The sequence below is a fragment of the Virgibacillus sp. M23 genome (genome assembly GCF_034190895.1).
In the GTDB taxonomy this organism is placed as follows: Bacteria; Bacillota; Bacilli; order Bacillales; family Amphibacillaceae; genus Virgibacillus; species Virgibacillus salarius.
Window position 1 is genome coordinate 1 of record NZ_JAWDHA010000033.1, and the last position, 17,232, is coordinate 17,232.

Annotated in this window: 16 protein-coding genes; 12 read left to right on the top strand and 4 right to left on the bottom strand. The window is 34.3% G+C overall.

Going from position 1 to position 17,232, the window contains the following annotated elements; translation table 11 throughout:
• Nucleotides 1-622 precede the first annotated feature (622 nt).
• Nucleotides 623-1,273 carry a type A chloramphenicol O-acetyltransferase gene (catA, locus tag RVS70_RS13235; protein ID WP_321133626.1) on the bottom strand — a complete coding sequence of 217 codons (651 nt, stop codon included), beginning with the start codon at nt 1,271-1,273 and terminating at the stop codon, nt 623-625.
• A 552-nt stretch (nt 1,274-1,825) separates the two neighbouring features.
• Between catA and RVS70_RS13240 the strand changes: the two genes are divergently transcribed.
• Nucleotides 1,826-2,227 carry a hypothetical protein gene (locus tag RVS70_RS13240; RefSeq protein WP_051388478.1) on the top strand — a complete coding sequence of 134 codons (402 nt, stop codon included), beginning with the start codon at nt 1,826-1,828 and terminating at the stop codon, nt 2,225-2,227.
• A gap of 543 nt (nt 2,228-2,770) precedes the next feature.
• On the opposite strand, the gene RVS70_RS13245 is transcribed toward RVS70_RS13240, so the two are convergent.
• From RVS70_RS13245 to RVS70_RS13255, 3 genes are all read right to left on the bottom strand, one after another.
• A complete protein-coding gene (locus RVS70_RS13245) occupies nt 2,771-3,325 on the bottom strand; it encodes a DUF3267 domain-containing protein (protein ID WP_308036040.1) in 555 nt (184 codons plus the stop codon).
• A 495-nt stretch (nt 3,326-3,820) separates the two neighbouring features.
• The gene (locus RVS70_RS13250) at nt 3,821-4,357 is read right to left on the bottom strand and encodes a GNAT family N-acetyltransferase (RefSeq protein ID WP_026683187.1); all 537 of its coding nucleotides are present in this window, start codon (nt 4,355-4,357) and stop codon (nt 3,821-3,823) included.
• A 426-nt stretch (nt 4,358-4,783) separates the two neighbouring features.
• Entirely contained in the window at nt 4,784-6,211 is a 1,428-nt protein-coding gene (locus tag RVS70_RS13255) for a zinc ribbon domain-containing protein (RefSeq protein WP_205389579.1), read from the bottom strand.
• 621 nt (nt 6,212-6,832) lie between these two features.
• On the opposite strand from RVS70_RS13255, the gene RVS70_RS13260 reads away from it, so the two are divergent.
• The 11 genes from RVS70_RS13260 to RVS70_RS13310 all read left to right on the top strand — a co-directional run bounded on the left by RVS70_RS13260 (nt 6,833) and on the right by RVS70_RS13310 (nt 16,853).
• On the top strand, nt 6,833-7,939 hold the full coding sequence (locus tag RVS70_RS13260; RefSeq protein WP_321133631.1) for an AAA family ATPase: 1,107 nt from the start codon (nt 6,833-6,835) through the stop codon (nt 7,937-7,939).
• Nucleotides 7,940-8,052: 113 nt separating this feature from the next.
• Complete coding sequence (locus tag RVS70_RS13265) at nt 8,053-9,234, top strand: CpaF family protein (RefSeq protein WP_051388483.1); 1,182 nt, start codon at nt 8,053-8,055, stop codon at nt 9,232-9,234.
• A 31-nt stretch (nt 9,235-9,265) separates the two neighbouring features.
• On the top strand, nt 9,266-10,195 hold the full coding sequence (locus RVS70_RS13270; RefSeq protein ID WP_051388479.1) for a type II secretion system F family protein: 930 nt from the start codon (nt 9,266-9,268) through the stop codon (nt 10,193-10,195).
• A gap of 13 nt (nt 10,196-10,208) precedes the next feature.
• Complete coding sequence (locus RVS70_RS13275; protein WP_051388480.1) at nt 10,209-11,075, top strand: type II secretion system F family protein; 867 nt, start codon at nt 10,209-10,211, stop codon at nt 11,073-11,075.
• A gap of 35 nt (nt 11,076-11,110) precedes the next feature.
• Entirely contained in the window at nt 11,111-11,290 is a 180-nt protein-coding gene (locus tag RVS70_RS13280; protein WP_026683192.1) for a Flp1 family type IVb pilin, read from the top strand.
• A gap of 37 nt (nt 11,291-11,327) precedes the next feature.
• Nucleotides 11,328-11,999, top strand: coding sequence for a DUF4352 domain-containing protein (locus RVS70_RS13285; protein ID WP_321133634.1), 672 nt, complete (start codon nt 11,328-11,330; stop codon nt 11,997-11,999).
• Between the two features lie 52 nt (nt 12,000-12,051).
• Nucleotides 12,052-12,684 (top strand): TadE family protein, encoded by a 633-nt coding sequence (locus RVS70_RS13290; RefSeq protein ID WP_321133636.1) that lies wholly within the window; start codon nt 12,052-12,054, stop codon nt 12,682-12,684.
• Nucleotides 12,685-12,687: 3 nt separating this feature from the next.
• Nucleotides 12,688-13,326 (top strand): DUF4352 domain-containing protein, encoded by a 639-nt coding sequence (locus RVS70_RS13295; RefSeq protein ID WP_321133638.1) that lies wholly within the window; start codon nt 12,688-12,690, stop codon nt 13,324-13,326.
• Nucleotides 13,327-13,377: 51 nt separating this feature from the next.
• Nucleotides 13,378-15,537, top strand: coding sequence for a hypothetical protein (locus RVS70_RS13300; protein ID WP_321133640.1), 2,160 nt, complete (start codon nt 13,378-13,380; stop codon nt 15,535-15,537).
• A gap of 15 nt (nt 15,538-15,552) precedes the next feature.
• Nucleotides 15,553-16,143, top strand: coding sequence for a DUF4352 domain-containing protein (locus RVS70_RS13305; RefSeq protein WP_321133642.1), 591 nt, complete (start codon nt 15,553-15,555; stop codon nt 16,141-16,143).
• Nucleotides 16,144-16,253: 110 nt separating this feature from the next.
• The gene (locus RVS70_RS13310) at nt 16,254-16,853 is read left to right on the top strand and encodes a TadE family protein (RefSeq protein ID WP_321133644.1); all 600 of its coding nucleotides are present in this window, start codon (nt 16,254-16,256) and stop codon (nt 16,851-16,853) included.
• The last annotated feature ends 379 nt before the right edge of the window (nt 16,854-17,232 follow it).

Below are 17,232 nucleotides of genomic sequence, written 5' to 3' on the forward strand. Positions count from 1 at the left end.
TTGACCTGAAGATCCACTTTTTTGAGCGGGTTTTGCTAAAAAAGTTAGCTGAAGGACAAACGCCACGGAAAGGGAAGTGGGCAGCCGGAGTGGTGGTCAAGCAGTAGCTATTATTCCATAATAGCTACTAGAGGAAGCGTAAATCTGAGCATGTAGTGATAAGGACTGAGCGAATTTTGCTCAGTTTTTCTAAATAATACCCTTTTTATCCCATATATAACTGGCAGTAATACTCCCACGTCAAGTAACCAATAGGGATAGGGGTGGGATCGACTGCCAATAAATGTTCGATTAGTTCTAGGGACTTTAGGTCATAACCTTGTGGTACTAACCAACCCTGGGGGATGAACCAAACCTCCACGGATTGAAGTTTTACTTTATCATATTCTTTCTCTCCATATAGCTAGTCATGCATAGGTTAATTCTATAAGTATTATTATGCTCTTACAAGATTTCCTTTTTTAAAATAGGAAGCTGTGATAATCAATACGCAAATTCATCATTTCTATAATCTGTGCGTATGTTTTGAAACTTTGCTTCTTTTTAGAAATAATCTAAGTCTGTATAAGAAAAGGGCTGCTAATTACCAGCCCATTATGTCATTTATGAAAAATATAGTGGGTTATAGCCACTCTTTACACTCGTCAGCTAATCGCTGTAATTCGTTAAAGAATTGACTAGCGTGATATCCATCGCAAACAGCATGATGGACTTGTATTGAAATAGGTAAAAATAATTTATCTCCCTGATTAAAATACTTACCTCCTGTAATGATTGGTAGTAAGAAGGTACCATCATTAAAGATATTTAAGTTAAAACCTGTAAAACTAGTCCAAGGGGTGCAAGAAATAGGAATTGCGTTTTTAGGCGTTTGTTTTTTTGCGCTTATCTCCTTTACATTGCCATAAAGCTTCATATCCTGTTGATAGTTTTTATAAAAGGGATAGAAGTTTACTTCGTATGCTGTCCATATAGTAGAAAACGTTTTATCCTCGTTATGAAATATAGTATAGCTTGGTATCATCTGATCCCAAAATCCCAGTCTTCCTTCTTCATCCAAACAGGTTCTAAATTCAACTTGACAATTAACGACCTTAGTAACCATATAGATAAAAACAGGATAAAACTTAATATTCATTTCACGAGTTTTTGCTAATAACCTTGTAATATCTATATTTGCAGTCATGCTGAACGTACATCTAGTATGATTTAAAAAATGTTCAAAATAAGGTTTTCTTTCCCAAGTATTTATATCAATTACATTAAATGTCATAGTTTATATGCCTCCTAAATTTTTTGAATAAATTTAAGAGGCAATCTTCACGGTTCGCTTCATTACTCACTCACCCTTATATAATGTTATTTATTATTGGTAATATATAACAAAATTAAATAAATGTACACCCTCTAAATAAAATAGATTTATACTTTATCATTTGATGGTAGAAAAAATTAAAATGGTGTAGCGTTTGAAGCTGTACGGATACCTAGATACCTAATTTTGTTATATCAGTAAATATTCTATTGGTTTTGTATTAACTAGTAAGTAAGTGTGATCTAACGTTCTTCAACGAATAATCTATTTGTAGAGTAGTTTTTTATTCTGAAATATACACTTAATATAATCTGTATTACTAAATATCGATCAGTTTACATTAAACCCTAAGAGGTCTATGGAAGAAATTAGCGGTAAGTAGCTGTTTTTTCTTGTAATAGGCTGCTTTTTTAAAAAAGTTAAATTGATGTAAAATTAACAAAAAATTGCAGGGAAATAAGGATACGTATAGAAGTAGTATGTATATTGAAAAAAAAAGGAGGTAACAAGATGTATAAAATTTTATTTTCCCTGCTGCTAGTAACTGTTATATCCGTTGTGGCTTTTGGAAACACGTCACATGCCTCTGAAGCTATTACTAAAGATGATGTAACTCTCTTGAAAACATTCGGACCATACAAGTTTAAAACAAAAGATGGTAAGTGGGACGGAAAAGTAGTAGTACCCTCTGGTGGTGCAGACGTTACGGTAACTGTAAGGAATTTGAATTTTTATGGAGAACCATTGGTGCGTTTATGTAATGCTTCATCGGGAAACTGTACAGGTTTTGGTCCATTAAGGCAGCCACTGCTAACTAGAACTTTTACTAATATGTTACCCGGAACCTATTATGGAGATGTAGTTACTGGTGTGGTAACATCTAGTGGTACCATAAGCTTTGATGTTAGATAAAAGGTGCTTGGATAGATTAAAACAAATGAAAGTTGCATACGGATTTATATGATTGATGTGCATTGAATATAGTGCCCTTTCCTTGGTTGGAGGGGGTGTCCTTTTTATCTTGGAATACTTTTTTCATCGTGATGGTAACACTGATATTGAGGTCAACATCTTCCTAAGATCACCAGCTGGTAACGCTCATAAATAAAAAACCCTCCATAAAAAGGAGGATGAAAGGGAAGGAAATAATAAAATGTGGAATAAATAATCTTGTACATTAGTCTACGTAAAAAGCTGAGATTGTGTTTGGGATATATTAATCATTTTTTGCAAAAAAGAATGGATGGTTGAAATGTACCAATAGCATGGAAGCTTCTACTTTGTCTTGCATATAACTGGCAGTAAGACCCCACTTCCAGCAAAAAAGTGAAACCAATATGGATAAGAGGGGATCAACTGCCAGTAAATGTCCGATTGGTTCAAAGGCCTTTAGGTCATACCCTTGTGGCACGAACAATCAGTGGGTTATAAACAAAACCCCCACGGATTGAAGTTTTACTTTATTTCTTCGTTCACCGCTATATCTCTCCAATATGTGTATGGTCCATTACTTGTTAAAATTGCATTTTTCGGTACTTGTTTAAGTATGAGTAAAAGATTAAGAATGTCGACGGACGATGCCATTGCATTTAGGATTATCAGAAATTTTAATGCTGGTGTTAGGAGTCCTAGCATACCTAATAGCAGTGGCGCAATTATGGAAATAGTGATGAACGGAGCAATGGTGATTAGGATATATCTTGATTTTACGATCTCTTCCTCTGTTATTACAAACCCCCCGAATAACGTTAAACCTAGATATGTTTTATCTGATGTAATAAAATGTGGTATGAATATCAAATGAAAGATTTCGTGAAGTATTAAAAGAAGGATTAGTATAAAAATAATAGGAACGTTAATAGTTAGTGAGATTTTGTCTGCTGTCAGTCCAAACTCATGAAAGGATATAGTGGAAAAGATATGTATGACCCCAATAGAGAGAATTGCAGCTACCATCATCAACGGAATAGATAACAAAATAGCATGGCATAAATGTTTAGGTTCTCTCATTGGAACCCATCCCTTTTTTATTAAATCTATGTGTAAATGTGGGTTGCTTTTTGGCAAGTTGTTTCTTATTTTCATTTGATTCCCTCATTTAGAATTCTTTTAATATAATAGAAGGTAAGCTTTTATGTAGCAGGTTTGCAGGAGAGATGACAGTGCTTGTCTAAGAAATATCTTTATCCCGCATATAACAGGCAGTAAGCCCTCACTTCAAGCAATAAAGTGAAACCAATATGGATAAGTGGGGGATCGCCTGCCAGTAATGTCCGATTGGTTCAAAGCCTTTAGGTCATACTCTTGTGGTACTAACAAGCGGTGGGGGATAAACAAAACCCCCACTGCCTGAAGTTTTACTTTATGCTGTATTACGATTCCGCGGGTAGAGGTGAAGCTTCCTCCTAAGAAAAACGCTCAAAGCAGGACCTACCTTTTCTCCAGCAAGGAGTGTATAGTTCAGTTTCAGTAGCTAGATAACCTTCTAGGACAGCCCTATTGGTTTTACATGGAATCTGATTTTAGTTTAGAGTATAAATGAAGGTCGATGTACCTTTCATCATACTTTTCATATTGTCTAAGGGTACCCTCTAACGTAAAGTGAAGCTTTTCTACTAGTTTAATAGAATTATGGTTATCAGGTTCAATCTTAGCTTCGATGCGATTAAGATTAAACGAATCAAATCCAACCGTAAGCAATTTAGAGATTGCCTCTGTGGCGTAGCCCTTCCCCCAAGATTCCTTTGCTAATTCGTAGCCAATCTCCGCCTTTTCATTTTCCTGATCTAACGAATTAAAACCACATGAGCCAATAATTTGATTTGTTGCTAATTCAATAATTGTATAGCGAATAGCTTTATTATCCTCATACAGCTTATTTAGAAAATGAATCATATCTTGTGCTTGGCTTTCATCAGTAAAACTAGTTATATTCATGAATTTAGTCACTTCAGGATCGGACCAAATGTTGAATAAACTGGCTGCATCATTTGTTTCCATTTTTCGTAAACATAGTCTATCCGTGATTAAGTTGGTAATCAATACTTACCCCTCCAATTTATTTATACTATGGGCTATAAATATTGATAGCTGCGCATCATTCAGTCCCTTCTTGCGTTGAAATTAATTCGATTATACAAGGTTTAAAAAAGTAAGTAAATAGCAACATTAATATGTTGCTGCTAGATAAAACCTATTCTAGATATTTAAGCTATCGTGAGAAAAGTAAGCGAGGTCGCTTTAGAATGTTGAGGAAGTAGGCAATGGAATTAATGAAAAAAGTAAAAATAGAGTACAGTGCACATCACAACCTTGGCTTGTAAGAACAGAACAATATCCTTCACCTAACTAGGAAAGCTAGGTGAAAGACATTTTTTTCTAATTGCTACAGAAGGCCATTGACTCCTTAGGAGTTTTGTTGTGTCCTTAGCATACACTAAGATTTTCTCATTAGGTCAAGCGAATGAATTAATTGAATTGGAACTCAATTGCTTCATCATCCATGATGGAGTGGTAAAATAATTCATCCTTATCAAGTAGCCATTTTTTTTCTTTTTCATCATAAATGACAGTTAGCTTTCTCGTTCTAGTATAGTTTTTCTTATCTTCATCTCTGGATAACCAGCCTAAATCACCATTAGGTTCGTGATAGGTGAGCACAGCGTTTATTTGAAATATATATTGGTTTAATTGTTTATCATATTCGGTGTGTAGCAGTGACTTTTTATTGTATACTGCTTTTAATAATTCGCCTGTATACTTTGGTTCCTTGGCCTTTATTTCTTTTATTCTATCGGCTAATTGCTCTTTAAGCTTCTTCGTAGCTCCAGTTTTTAATAGGGATGCATCTTTTTTAGATAACGCTTGTCGATATTGAATCAATGTATCATTTAACTGTTTGAATAATGCTTCTTCATTCTGTTCTGATAATGGATAGATAGTGTCGAACTGAACATAATCTCCATTGATATAATGCTCTTCACTTTTTGCAGTTCCCCATGGAAATTCTTTTTCAGCGTATAAGGAAACTGATTCATTTGTTGGGAACATACCAATTGACGTCTTGTCTGAACCGACGGTAATATCTGTTTTTTCTCCATTAATATAGAGGGTAGAATCATCATAGATGGAGGAAACTTCCACTTCAGTTGCATCAAGCTCTAATGTATGAATGAGTGTCGAATCATTGGAGTTAAACAATTCCACTTCCTCATCAATACTTGATGATATATAAGAATTCTCGAAGGTAGCAGTTACCTTATGCATACCAGGCATGTATGGTCCAAATTCTTTATGATAGCCTTCTCCAGAAGATGTCCCTACTTTCTCATCGTCAACATACAGGTCAATACCTTCCGTATCCATATATAGGTCGAGATGCATCGGAGAAACCATGATTTTATAATCATCGAAGAACATCCACTTTTTACCATCTTTTACTATATTAACAGTAGCATATGTATTATTTAAAGAAGCTTTGGCCATAGTGCCTGATGATACCGTTTCAACTTGCTCGTTTAAACGATTAATCAGCGTTTCGTGTTTTTTAGGGTGGTTTGCTAGATATTCCAAAAACTGTGAAGCATTCTCCTCTGTTACATTGAATGAGTCATTTACGGGATGAAGAATGCCTTTTAAAGCGTCGACATCTTTCTCGTTGACTGCTGTTTCAAAAGCTTGAATCTCTTTCTCTGGTGTGAATTTACTGTTTCCAACTAAGAAAAATGAAATGATAGCAGCAATCAGGATGATGGTGGAGCATATGATGGCAAGTAATTTTTTGCTATTTGTTTTATTCTTCCCAACTTTCTTCGTTGGTTCTGACAATGGATTGCCACATTCTGGACAAAAATTTTTATTCTGATTCGTTTTATAGCCACAATTTTTACATTTCATGCATGCTTTCCCTACCTTTCTAAACTTATTGCGTGGACGATTACCACAGTATACTAATCGTACCATAATGAATAAAATTGATAATGCCACTTTTTCCCTGTTTTTACCACGAAATTGATAGGACTTTTTGATAGAGGAATGAAATATGAACTATAAACGATAGAAAAATGGATGAATAGTTCCGTCTATAAATGAAGAAAAGTGGCTGTTTTAATATTACAATTTGATTACAATCCGGAAATTCTGCTTCGTCATCATTAGTTATTAAGTAAAATTACCTAGTTAAAAAGAAACTTATATATGGGAAAAAATTCCAAAGTTATAATATATGGATAATAAAGAATATTTAAATTACGATAGTTTTTTCAGATTATGTTTGAAAAATAGCCATAATTGTTTAATTAGGCGTATTTTATTAAGAATTTATCTATGTAACGTACGGAAAAATATCTTGAATTAAAGCTTTCGACAAAAAATACTTCGAATTTAAAGTAATTCCTGAATAACAATAGGTAAAAATAACCATTTTATGGTTTACATCTTATTTTTATAATCGGTTTTTAGTAATATTTAGGGAGGATAAATAAAGTGGTATTAAATCATTAAGTAAAGGTGATTCCAATGAATAAGATTAGTCTGGTTTTATTAACAAAGGATAGTGATTATGCTAATTATTTCTCGAACTTTCTTATTAGTTCAAATCTTAAAGAGAAATTTTCCTCCAAAATTTTCACGGAAATAGATACGTTTAAAGAGAGTACACGTAACAAGAAACAGCACATATTACTAACAGATATGATTATTGATCATGAAAGCTCGGTTACTTTTGATAAAATAATCACGCTTTCTGAAGAACAGATAAGTAAAAAACATGATTCCATTGCATCTATATATAAGTATCAGCCTTTTCATGAGCTTATGTCACAGGTGTTAGCCATGTATTATGAAATGAACGGAAAGCTTGGTTCGGTAATGAACGGGAAAGAAACGGATAGCGTTATTAGCTTCTATAGTGGAAATGGCGGAGTTGGTAAGACGATCTTATCCCTTTGTTTAGCAAAGCATTTAAGTTTTAAAGAGAAGCGCGTCTTCTATCTTAGCCTAGAAGAATTACATAATACATATTTATACTTCAAACAGGATAAACCATCCTCCGCCGAGGTGTTTTATTTTTTAAAAAAAGATAAAGATCAGCTTATTGCTAATATCGAATCGTTAAAGTCAAGAGATGCTTTAACAAACATAGACTACTTCTCATTTCCAGTACTTCCAGAAGAAATGCAATTAGCAACAGAAGAAGATATTGAAACGCTTATACAGGCAATTAGAGATACACAAAATTATGATTATATTATTGTTGATCTTGATAGCTCCATTCATGTACGAAATCGTACTGCTCTTAAGAATAGTGATGAAGTATTCTGGGTTTTGTCTTCGAACGAGACTAGCTTTTCAAGTGCTAATAATGTCATGGAACATGATTTAGTTGGAATTGGGAATGATCGGTCCAATATCCACTTTATTCTAAACAATGTGGGTGAGGAATTGTTTGACGGTTTTGATGCATTTAATTTTAGTATCGAAGCGCATATCCCATTTCATGTCCATTGGCTTAACAAAAGTGAAGAAACAAAGTTACAGGAAGATATCGTTGTCGGTGAACAGCTTTTCAAATTACTAAAAGAAAATACGATTCAATCATCGGAGGTGTCTCCGCAGTGGCAATAAGTGAAACTAAGGATAAGGAATCAGCTCATCAACAGCCCACGAGCAAGGTACCAAAAACGGAGGATGAAATTACGAAGCTGTTAATCGATAAATTAAGGGAAACACTAGACTTCATGCATTCAACTACAAATGACGAGCTACTGGAACTCGTTGAAGAGACAGTGATTGAGTATGCAAGAGAGTCAAAGATTTCCTCAGTTATGATTAAACGAATCGTTGATCGAATGTATCATGCATTTAGAGGACTTGGCGTATTACAGCCAATATTGGATGATCCATCTATAACGGAGATTATGATAAATAATTATGATGAAATTTATATCGAACGAGATGGTCAAGTATCGAATGCAAATGTGAAATTTGAGAATCAACAAAAGCTTGAAGATACGATTCAAGCAATTGTTTCTAAGGTTAACCGAGTTGTTAATGAATCCAGTCCTATTGTAGATGCTAGATTAGAAGATGGCTCTAGGGTAAATGTTGTATTACCACCAGTAGCCTTAAAAGGTCCAGCAATGACAATTCGTAAATTTCCAGAAAAGCCTTTAATGATTGAAGACTTGATCCAGTTTGGTGCATTGGATGAGGACGTTGCTTATTTTCTCGAACAGTTAGTAGAAGCGAAATATAATATTTTCATTAGTGGTGGAACGGGTTCTGGTAAGACGACATTTTTAAATGTATTGTCCAATTTTATACCAACCGAGGAAAGAATTCTTACTATCGAGGATTCGGCAGAGTTACAAATACGCAAAGTTCCAAATCTAGTTAGTCTCGAAACAAGAAATGCCAATACAGAGGGTAAAGGCGAAATTACAATCAGAGATTTAATCAAGGCTTCCTTACGTATGCGACCGAACAGGATTATTGTTGGTGAGGTACGTGGCCAAGAGGCATTAGATATGCTGCAGGCGATGAACACTGGTCATGATGGGTCTCTTTCTACAGGGCACGCGAACTCCGTTTATGATATGCTAAGCCGTTTAGAAACGATGGTTTTAAGTGGTGCTGAATTACCAATTGAAGTTATCCGTAAACAAATAGGATCGGCAATTGATATCATGGTCCATTTATCGAGGCTTAGAGACCATTCGCGTCGAGTAATGGAGATTTCTGAGGTGTGTGGAGTAGAGAATGGTGAAATTATTATTAAACCATTATATGTTTTTGAAGAAACCGGAGAGGACTACAGAGGAAAAATTATCGGTAAGCTTCAAAAGACGGATCATAAGCTGGAAAATACATCAAAGCTAAAACTTACAGGAAAGAACGATGTATTGGAGCAGTTTGCCTAATAGTAGGTGTGCCTGAAGAGGAGGATGATAAATGGACACAAGAGAAATCCTTTCACTTACCGCTATTATTGTTTGTGTAGGAATATTTATTTTCCGTAGAGTCCGAAAGAAAAAGTTGGCAAACATAGAAAAAAAACTGGCAGAAAAGCATGGTGCTGAGGTCAGAAGAAGAAGTATAGAAGCAATTAAAAGAAGGACCATAGGTGGAGAAAATCTTATTGACTATGGAACCTATAAATTGTCGAAAACAGAACGAGTGAAGTATACATTATTAGCAGCTAGTATTATATTTTGTGTAGGAATAATATTTTATGACAGTATCATTGTATCAAGTATCGCTGCATGTCTTGGAATTATTTATCCTAAATTTAAGCGTAAAGATTTAATAAAAATGCGAAAAGATGAATTGGCTTTACAATTTAAGGAAGCAATTAGCTCACTTGCATCATCTCTTGCAGCAGGGCAGTCAATTGAGAATGCATTTCGTGAAACTCAAAAGGACTTAAAATTGCTTTATCCCGATAATGACACGTACATTTTGAAGGAATTAAACTTGATTAACCGGAGAGTTGAAAATGGTGAAATAATTGAACGTGCTATAGATGACTTTGCCAAGCGTTCCGATGTAGATGATATCCGTAATTTTTCAGATGTATTTATTACATGTAAACGAACTGGTGGAGACTTAGTAGAAGTAATCAAACGTACAGCTGATATTATTACAGATAAAATCGAAATACAACAGGATATTAGGGTACTAGTTTCCCAAAAGAAATTTGAGTCTAAGATTATGGCGGTGGCTCCGGTGGGAATTACGGTCATGCTGAAAGTGACTTCCCCTGATTTTGTAGCACCATTATATGAGTTTGGCACATTGGGGCCAATTGTTATGACAGTTGCGCTCGCGTGTATCATTTGTGGACTTTTAATTAGTCAAAAGATTATGGACATAGAGGTATAGGAAGGGTTAATCTATGATACTAAAAAGTATATTGATGGTGATTCTATTAATTATCATTGGCATGAACTTGAAATATAAGAAGGTATATGAATCATTTATTTCTAGTTATAAAGAAGACATTACATTACCTATCATTGCTCCTTACGCATTAGCTATCATTGATAAATTAAACTTGTATAAACGAATGCCGAAATTGATTAATTCTATTCATCAGAAAATGATCATTTTAAAAGGAAGTAAACTATCAGCCGATCATACCAAAATATATTTGGCAAAAATCATCACAACCATAACATTAGCAGTATTCTTTACAATGGTATATGTGGAATTGGACGGTGGAGGTTATACAAATTTAATATATGGATTAATATTGACGGGCATTTTAGGCTTTTACTTAGTGAAGGATTTGGATAAAAAAGTGAGGCAACGAAAGGATTCTATTGTTATTGAATTGCCCGAATTCGTTAATAAAGTCATTCTATTAGTAAATGCAGGAGATACGGTTCAAGGTGCCATAAAAAAATGTGTGGATCAGAATAAACAAAAGGTTTTTGATTCCCCATTATATTTTGAACTAAACGAAGCGGTAAATAAAATGTCAGCAAACACACCCTTTCAGGAGGTGATGAAGGACCTAAATTACAGATGTGGGATTCAGGAGGTTTCCATATTTACGACAACCGTTATGATGAATTATCGCAAAGGTGGAGCTCTCTTAGTTCAATCACTGAAAGAATTATCGGTATCATTATGGGATAAGCGAAAAACGATTACCAGAATTAAAGGGGAAGAAGCATCATCAAAATTGGTATTCCCGATAATCTTTATATTTGGTGCCGTGTTATTAATTGTTATTTACCCAGCAATAGCTATATTTTAATTATTAAATTTATATGCATAGAGGAGAGAGTTTACATGGAAAAAATCACAAATTTTTGGAAGGATTTTTGGAATGATGAAGAGGGATTAGAAACAATTGAAGTGCTTTTAATATTAGCTGTTTTAGTAGCAATTGCCCTCTTATTCAAGGAAAGGATTACAAAATGGGCAAATAATCTATTTGACAATATAGATGAACAGCTTCCAGGTGAGTGATCATGACTATCCGTTTTTTGAGGAGGATTAACAATCTATGATGAAAAAAAACAGTTTATTATCCATGTTCTTAGTATTAATAATTTGTCTAATCTTAGCTGCCTGTTCTGATGATAAACCAAATGAGGAAGCGGAACAGACGGGGGCAGAGCAAACAGAAACAGATAGCAATAATACTGATACTTCTAATGAGAATATACAGCAAGAATCGGAAGATGGAACAGCTACAGAAGAGAAAGACCAAGAAACTAGTAATGATGAGTATGTAGAGCATCAACTTGGCTTGAAAATAGGAGAGACAGGAACCGTTGTAAGCTCACCTGATAAATTGAAATACGAAGTGACATTAAATGAAGTAAGCTATCGTGATGAACTTGAAAATGTACCATCACATGGAAATACATTTGTAGTAGTTGATGTAACTGTAAAGAATGTCGATGATAGGACGTTTGATGCTACTGATATTTTTGAACCTAGTTTAAGAGCAGTCGCATCTGATGAGTATAAGGTACCTATAGGATCTGAAATGATTCAAGGTATTTCAGATATACAGATGATAGAGGGAGAATTAACACCAAGCGATACTAAAACTGGCAATTATGTGTTTCGTATAGAGAAAGCAGATAATTATAACTTTGCTTTTGGTATTGAATCTGATCAAATTACGACCCGAGCTGAATGGGAATTCAGCGAAGGGGAAGTAAAATAAGAGAAAGAATGTTAATTAATAATTAACAGTTGAAATGAAGGGAGTAATCAATATGAAGCCCTTTATGAAGGAAGAGCGGGGAAGCTTTACAATTGAAGCTACCCTTGTCTTCCCTGCATTTTTATTTTTTGTGCTGGCAGGTGTGTTCTTTTGTATTGTTATATTTCAAATGGGCATAGCGAATTATGTAGCACAAAAGGCCACTGCCCAAGTTGCTTATACATGGAATAACTCGAACAAAGATTTAACTACTGGAGAATTTGGAGAAAAACAGTACACTGGCCTTGATGGAGATGGGTTATATTGGAGAGTGACTGATAATGGTGTTTTAGACATGTTTGGGTTGGGTGGCTTGTTTGAGTCAGAGGATAGTGTTAAACGCAAAAAAATACAAAATGGTATTTCAACATATAATGGTTCCATAGAAGTAGATATAGACTATGAAAACTACATTGTATACAGTGAAGTAAAAGCGACAGCAACTACCAATTTATTTATGCCTTCCTTCTTTAAGGATATTCTTGGAAGGGATCAGCTTGAGGCAACTTCTAGTCGAGTAGTAACGGACACGCCGGAGTTAATTCGCACCTTCAATTTTTCCAAATATATATGGAAAGAGTCTGGTCTTGGTAGCGTCTATGATGGAATAAAAGAATCAATTAACAACTTTTTTGGTGGGGGATAATATATGAGTGAAAATAAATTAATATCTATTTGTATCCTAATTATAATAAGTTTGTTTTTAGCGTCTTGCTCTAATGATGAGACAACAGAACAAACTAATCAAACGACTGATACAGAGCAACAAAATGATCAAGATAATACTAATACGTCTGAAGAAGTGGATTCTGATGAAGGTAATCAAGTTGAAAACAAGGATGAACATATTGAAAACCAGTCTGGCCTTCAGATTGGTGATGCAGGCACTGTAGTAAGTTCAGAAGAAAGATATACCTATGAGGCTACTTTAAATGAAATACATTTTCGAGATATAGACGAGATTAAATTATTTAATGAAACCTTCGCAGTAGTTAATGTCACCATTAAAAATATTGATGATCAACCACTTAAGGCAGAAGATATTTTTAGTCCTAGCCTTGGAGAAATAGGAACAAATCAATATGAAGGGCCTGTAGATAATCAATTTCTTCAAGAAACTTCAGGCATTGAAATTATAGAAGGAGAAATTGCACCAGGGGATTCAGTTACAGGCGATTTTGTGTTTGATATCGATAAATTTGATAACTACCATTTTGCATTTGGGACAAAATGGGACCAAATTTTTACCATGGCTGAATGGGAATTTAGCATAGATGAAGTTCAATAGATATCTTAAAAGCAAACTACATGATTAATTACTATGATCGGGGATGACGTGATGAAAAAACTTTTTAAAGGAGAGCGTGGCTCAGTTTCTATCTTTGCCATTCTTATCATCCTCCCAATCTTTTTATTGAATGCTTTATTTATTGATACATTAAGAATCATATCTGCTGAGCGTCAGATTGAGAATGCAATGGATACTGCCCTACGATCAACTATGGCACAATTTGACGAATCGTTAGCTAATATTGGGCTTTTTGGTTATGCTGGTGATCAAGGTGAAGCGAGTAATGATTTTGAAGAATATATAGAAAAACAATTTTATCAAGGAACTGACTTAACAGGAACTCAGAATTTGGCTAACCCAAGTATCGATACTGCAACAGCTTCTTTTGATACATCAAGAAATTTAGTTGATTTAGACGTTATGGAGCATCAAATTCTTGAAAGTATGAAATATCAAGCCCCAGCTCAAGTTGGTAAAGAATTGTATAACCTTGTGAGCTCTGGGGTAGCTGATATTTCCGCTGATGATGCTAAGGCTGTGGAAGATTTAGCAGAAACGTATGAGGAAATTTTTAATCTGGTAAAAAAACGAAATGCAAAAATTGACGAGACGATTGATGATATCAATAATTACATTTCATTTATGGAATCACAATTTGAGATAATTACTGGTTCAGAAGGTTCGGGTGATGAGATTCCTTCCAATATTAATGGAATGAAGGGGTTAGTTTACTATCAAGAACGCTATCAAAAATTGAAAAAACAAGAAGAGACAGATGAAGACGAAGAAGAAGAAATAAATAATTTTGAAGAACAAGTGAAGGATTCAAGATCAAAACATCCTGGCTATTTCAAGAAATTTAGAGGCTCTAAAAATAAAATTTTTGGACTATTATTTGGAAGAATTGGATCACCAGATGATTACATGCCGTTAACAGCAAAAGACTATAATGAACAAATTAAAGAGCTTTTGGATTCCATCAATTTTGATGATTTTGATTTAGATGCTGAAGAAACTGAAGAAATAAATAAGTTAAAGGATATAGCACTTGAAGATGAATTCTTTAATGAAATATATGCCTCAATTGATGAGTTGTACACTCAATTGGAACCTGATCAGTCCATGTCAAAAGATGAAGCGATAAATAGTAATGGGTATGCTGCGTTTACTGTGGGTGAATTAGTAGATGGTTTTTATAAAGTAATTGAAGAACATGAAACACCAGCAAAAAAAATTAAAAATGTATTAGTCGATCAAGAGAAAGAATTTAAAGAAACGCATTTGGTTACTTTGAAAGAGCAACTGGACTCATATTCCACTGCAAATGAATTAGTAGACGATGAGAAATTTAAAGAACAGGAAGAAGAGTCAGATCAATCCTTTACAGAGCTTTTAGATTTGATCAGTGGAGCGAAAAATCTAGCCGATGATCAAGAAAACTATGATGAATTAAGTCGTATTGTTACTGAATATGATGGAATTACAGGTGGGGGTTTAGGAGATGATCCGGATAAAAGCCAGTTTATTAAAGATGCCTTTCATCGTTTTACACAATTTGTAGAATTCGTGCAAGAGTTTCCGCATGGCTTTAGGAATCAATTGTATATTAATGAGTATATTATGGCGAACTATGGAACCAGTGAACCATATGCGTTAGATGACTCAGATTCGTATCTTTATGAAAATAAAAATGCAGAATTTATCGTTTATGGAAGTAATATAGCAGGAGTTAATTATCTTTTGTTTATTAGAGATCTTGCGTTAGTACTATTTGTTGTTAATTTATTAGGGAAAGTTTTAATGGAAGGTGGATTTGCCGGGCCAATAGGGTTTCTGAGAGCTCTAGTAAGAGCTTTTACGGAAACAGTTAGTCAAATTGATAGTCTGACAAATAATAATAAACTTAATTGGAGACCCTTCAAAGTGGGGAATATTAACATGTCCATGCCACTATTTCTAAGGTTATTTATGATGATGAAATCGACTGGTTCCGATTATAATAATGAGCGTTTAAGGCGACTGCAAGCTGCTGTTACATTTGATACGAAGGTTCATTTAAATGATTCTCCATCATATGTAGAGGGAAATGTTCAAGGAGAAGTTAAGCTATGGTTTATCCCTGCTTTAACAGAGTTTTTACCTGCTAGTTTTGGAGATGTGGATGGCGATGTTTATAAGATAGATAAGAGAAAAGTTTATTCATATTAATGAGGAGGGATTTTGATGAAAAAAATATTATTAATATTGTTATTAGCTATCTTTGTTGTAGGCTGTAGTGACAATGGTGAGAGTTCAGACAATGAAAATACCGATAATGAGGACTCTGCTGAAACAGAAAAGGAGAATGATGAAAATGTTGGGGAAAAAAATAAGAAAAAAGATCTCTACCAAATTGGTGAGACAGCAGACATAACCAGTAGTTCTTATGGATTTCCTTATCAAATTACTGTTAATAGTGTAGAGCTTACTACGCAAGATGTAGATGGTCTTGCTTTGGAAGACCTTAACTTCTCTGCTGAAGAAGGTGGGAAATTTCTCGTTGCAAATGTCACGATAAAAAATACTGGTGATAGTCCGTTTATACCTAAGGAAAAAATCTCTGCACAATTAGATGAAGAAGATGCCCCCGGATTTTTAGCTGAAGAGGACCCTTTTCCAGAAAGAAACGAAGAATTAGCTCCTGGAGAAGAAATTACTGGTAATTTAGCGTATACCCATGATGCATTTGAAGATTATGATGTTCTTTATTTAACCTATGAAGCAGAAGATAATGATTATGAAACTAAATTTGAAATACCAATACCAAATGAATAACATATGCTTACCCAAGGGATTGCTTCCTTTGGGTTGGTTATCTTAGTATTTGCTAATAAATCAACCCAAGGGTAGCAAATGAATGATGTGAAAAGAGAGCTTAGGGGGTGATGGCTATAATTCGAAAATTTAGAACAGAAGATGGAAGCATTACACTAGAAGCAGCACTAATTATCCCAATTCTATTAACCTTTATTTTATTTTTAACATCATTAGTAAAGATTTCGATAGCAGAACTGGCTCTAAAAGAAGCAGTCAGTGATACTGCTCAAACCGTAGCACACTACTCTTATTTATCACTTGTTGCTGAAAAAAAGATTCAAGATACAACGGATGGTTTTGTGGATGATTTAAAGAATAAAGCGGGTGAATCACTGGGGAATAATGAAATTGCCAATGAACTACTTGATCAAATTGCTGTTGAAGGGAAAGCATTAATCCCAACTTCAGGGCAACTAATTAATGACCATGCTGCTAAGAGCCTTTATGAAAAAGTGGTGAAGGATAAATATGAAGAAAAGGTAGGCAACTCAGATTTTTTCAGCCCTGGTACAGTTACTATCATAGATCATAATTATCCCAATACTAGAGGAGATTCTGATGTGGTAGTTGGAGCAGAAAATGTACTGAATATTGTTCTTCCTTTCTTTGAGAAGCAAATAACAATAAAAAAAGTAGCAGTAGAACGAGCTTGGTCCGGAGGGGAGTAATGAAGAAGTAGATATTATATTAATTTATAATACCTTTCTTTATATGCGCATTCCAAATTGATTATAAATGAGCGGAGTTCTGGTAGAAAATGTTTATCTATTGCTAACATTGGATGGCTATATCCAAGATGTATTAGGAACCATAGTTGGTGGTGTTGTACTAATAGTTTTGTTTATGTTTAATAAGCTATAGTTGCTTGTGATGAGAAATTATTTGCAGTTATTGAGTGATAATAGGCGTATTATTTACGCTTTGTGATTTTATATATCCTATTATATTCATAGGGTTATTGGAGTTATAGTTTTATATTTACGAAAACCTTTTTTATTAAGTTGACGTTAGTTTTTTACATATTAAAGAAAGTATACAAAAAAGGTC

Excerpts from the sequence above, each read along its gene's own strand:
- RVS70_RS13310 (WP_321133644.1), top strand. The coding sequence starts at position 16,254 with ATGGCTATAATTCGAAAATTTAGAACAGAAGATGGAAGCATTACACTA.
- RVS70_RS13275 (WP_051388480.1), top strand. The coding sequence starts at position 10,209 with ATGATACTAAAAAGTATATTGATGGTGATTCTATTAATTATCATTGGC.
- RVS70_RS13245 (WP_308036040.1), bottom strand. The coding sequence starts at position 3,325 with ATGAGAGAACCTAAACATTTATGCCATGCTATTTTGTTATCTATTCCG.
- RVS70_RS13240 (WP_051388478.1), top strand. The coding sequence starts at position 1,826 with ATGTATAAAATTTTATTTTCCCTGCTGCTAGTAACTGTTATATCCGTT.
- RVS70_RS13255 (WP_205389579.1), bottom strand. The coding sequence starts at position 6,211 with ATGAAATGTAAAAATTGTGGCTATAAAACGAATCAGAATAAAAATTTT.
- RVS70_RS13260 (WP_321133631.1), top strand. The coding sequence starts at position 6,833 with ATGAATAAGATTAGTCTGGTTTTATTAACAAAGGATAGTGATTATGCT.
- RVS70_RS13290 (WP_321133636.1), top strand. The coding sequence starts at position 12,052 with ATGAAGCCCTTTATGAAGGAAGAGCGGGGAAGCTTTACAATTGAAGCT.
- RVS70_RS13295 (WP_321133638.1), top strand. The coding sequence starts at position 12,688 with ATGAGTGAAAATAAATTAATATCTATTTGTATCCTAATTATAATAAGT.
- RVS70_RS13305 (WP_321133642.1), top strand. The coding sequence starts at position 15,553 with ATGAAAAAAATATTATTAATATTGTTATTAGCTATCTTTGTTGTAGGC.
- RVS70_RS13280 (WP_026683192.1), top strand. The coding sequence starts at position 11,111 with ATGGAAAAAATCACAAATTTTTGGAAGGATTTTTGGAATGATGAAGAG.
- RVS70_RS13300 (WP_321133640.1), top strand. The coding sequence starts at position 13,378 with ATGAAAAAACTTTTTAAAGGAGAGCGTGGCTCAGTTTCTATCTTTGCC.
- RVS70_RS13270 (WP_051388479.1), top strand. The coding sequence starts at position 9,266 with ATGGACACAAGAGAAATCCTTTCACTTACCGCTATTATTGTTTGTGTA.
- RVS70_RS13285 (WP_321133634.1), top strand. The coding sequence starts at position 11,328 with ATGATGAAAAAAAACAGTTTATTATCCATGTTCTTAGTATTAATAATT.
- RVS70_RS13265 (WP_051388483.1), top strand. The coding sequence starts at position 8,053 with ATGCATTCAACTACAAATGACGAGCTACTGGAACTCGTTGAAGAGACA.
- catA (WP_321133626.1), bottom strand. The coding sequence starts at position 1,273 with ATGACATTTAATGTAATTGATATAAATACTTGGGAAAGAAAACCTTAT.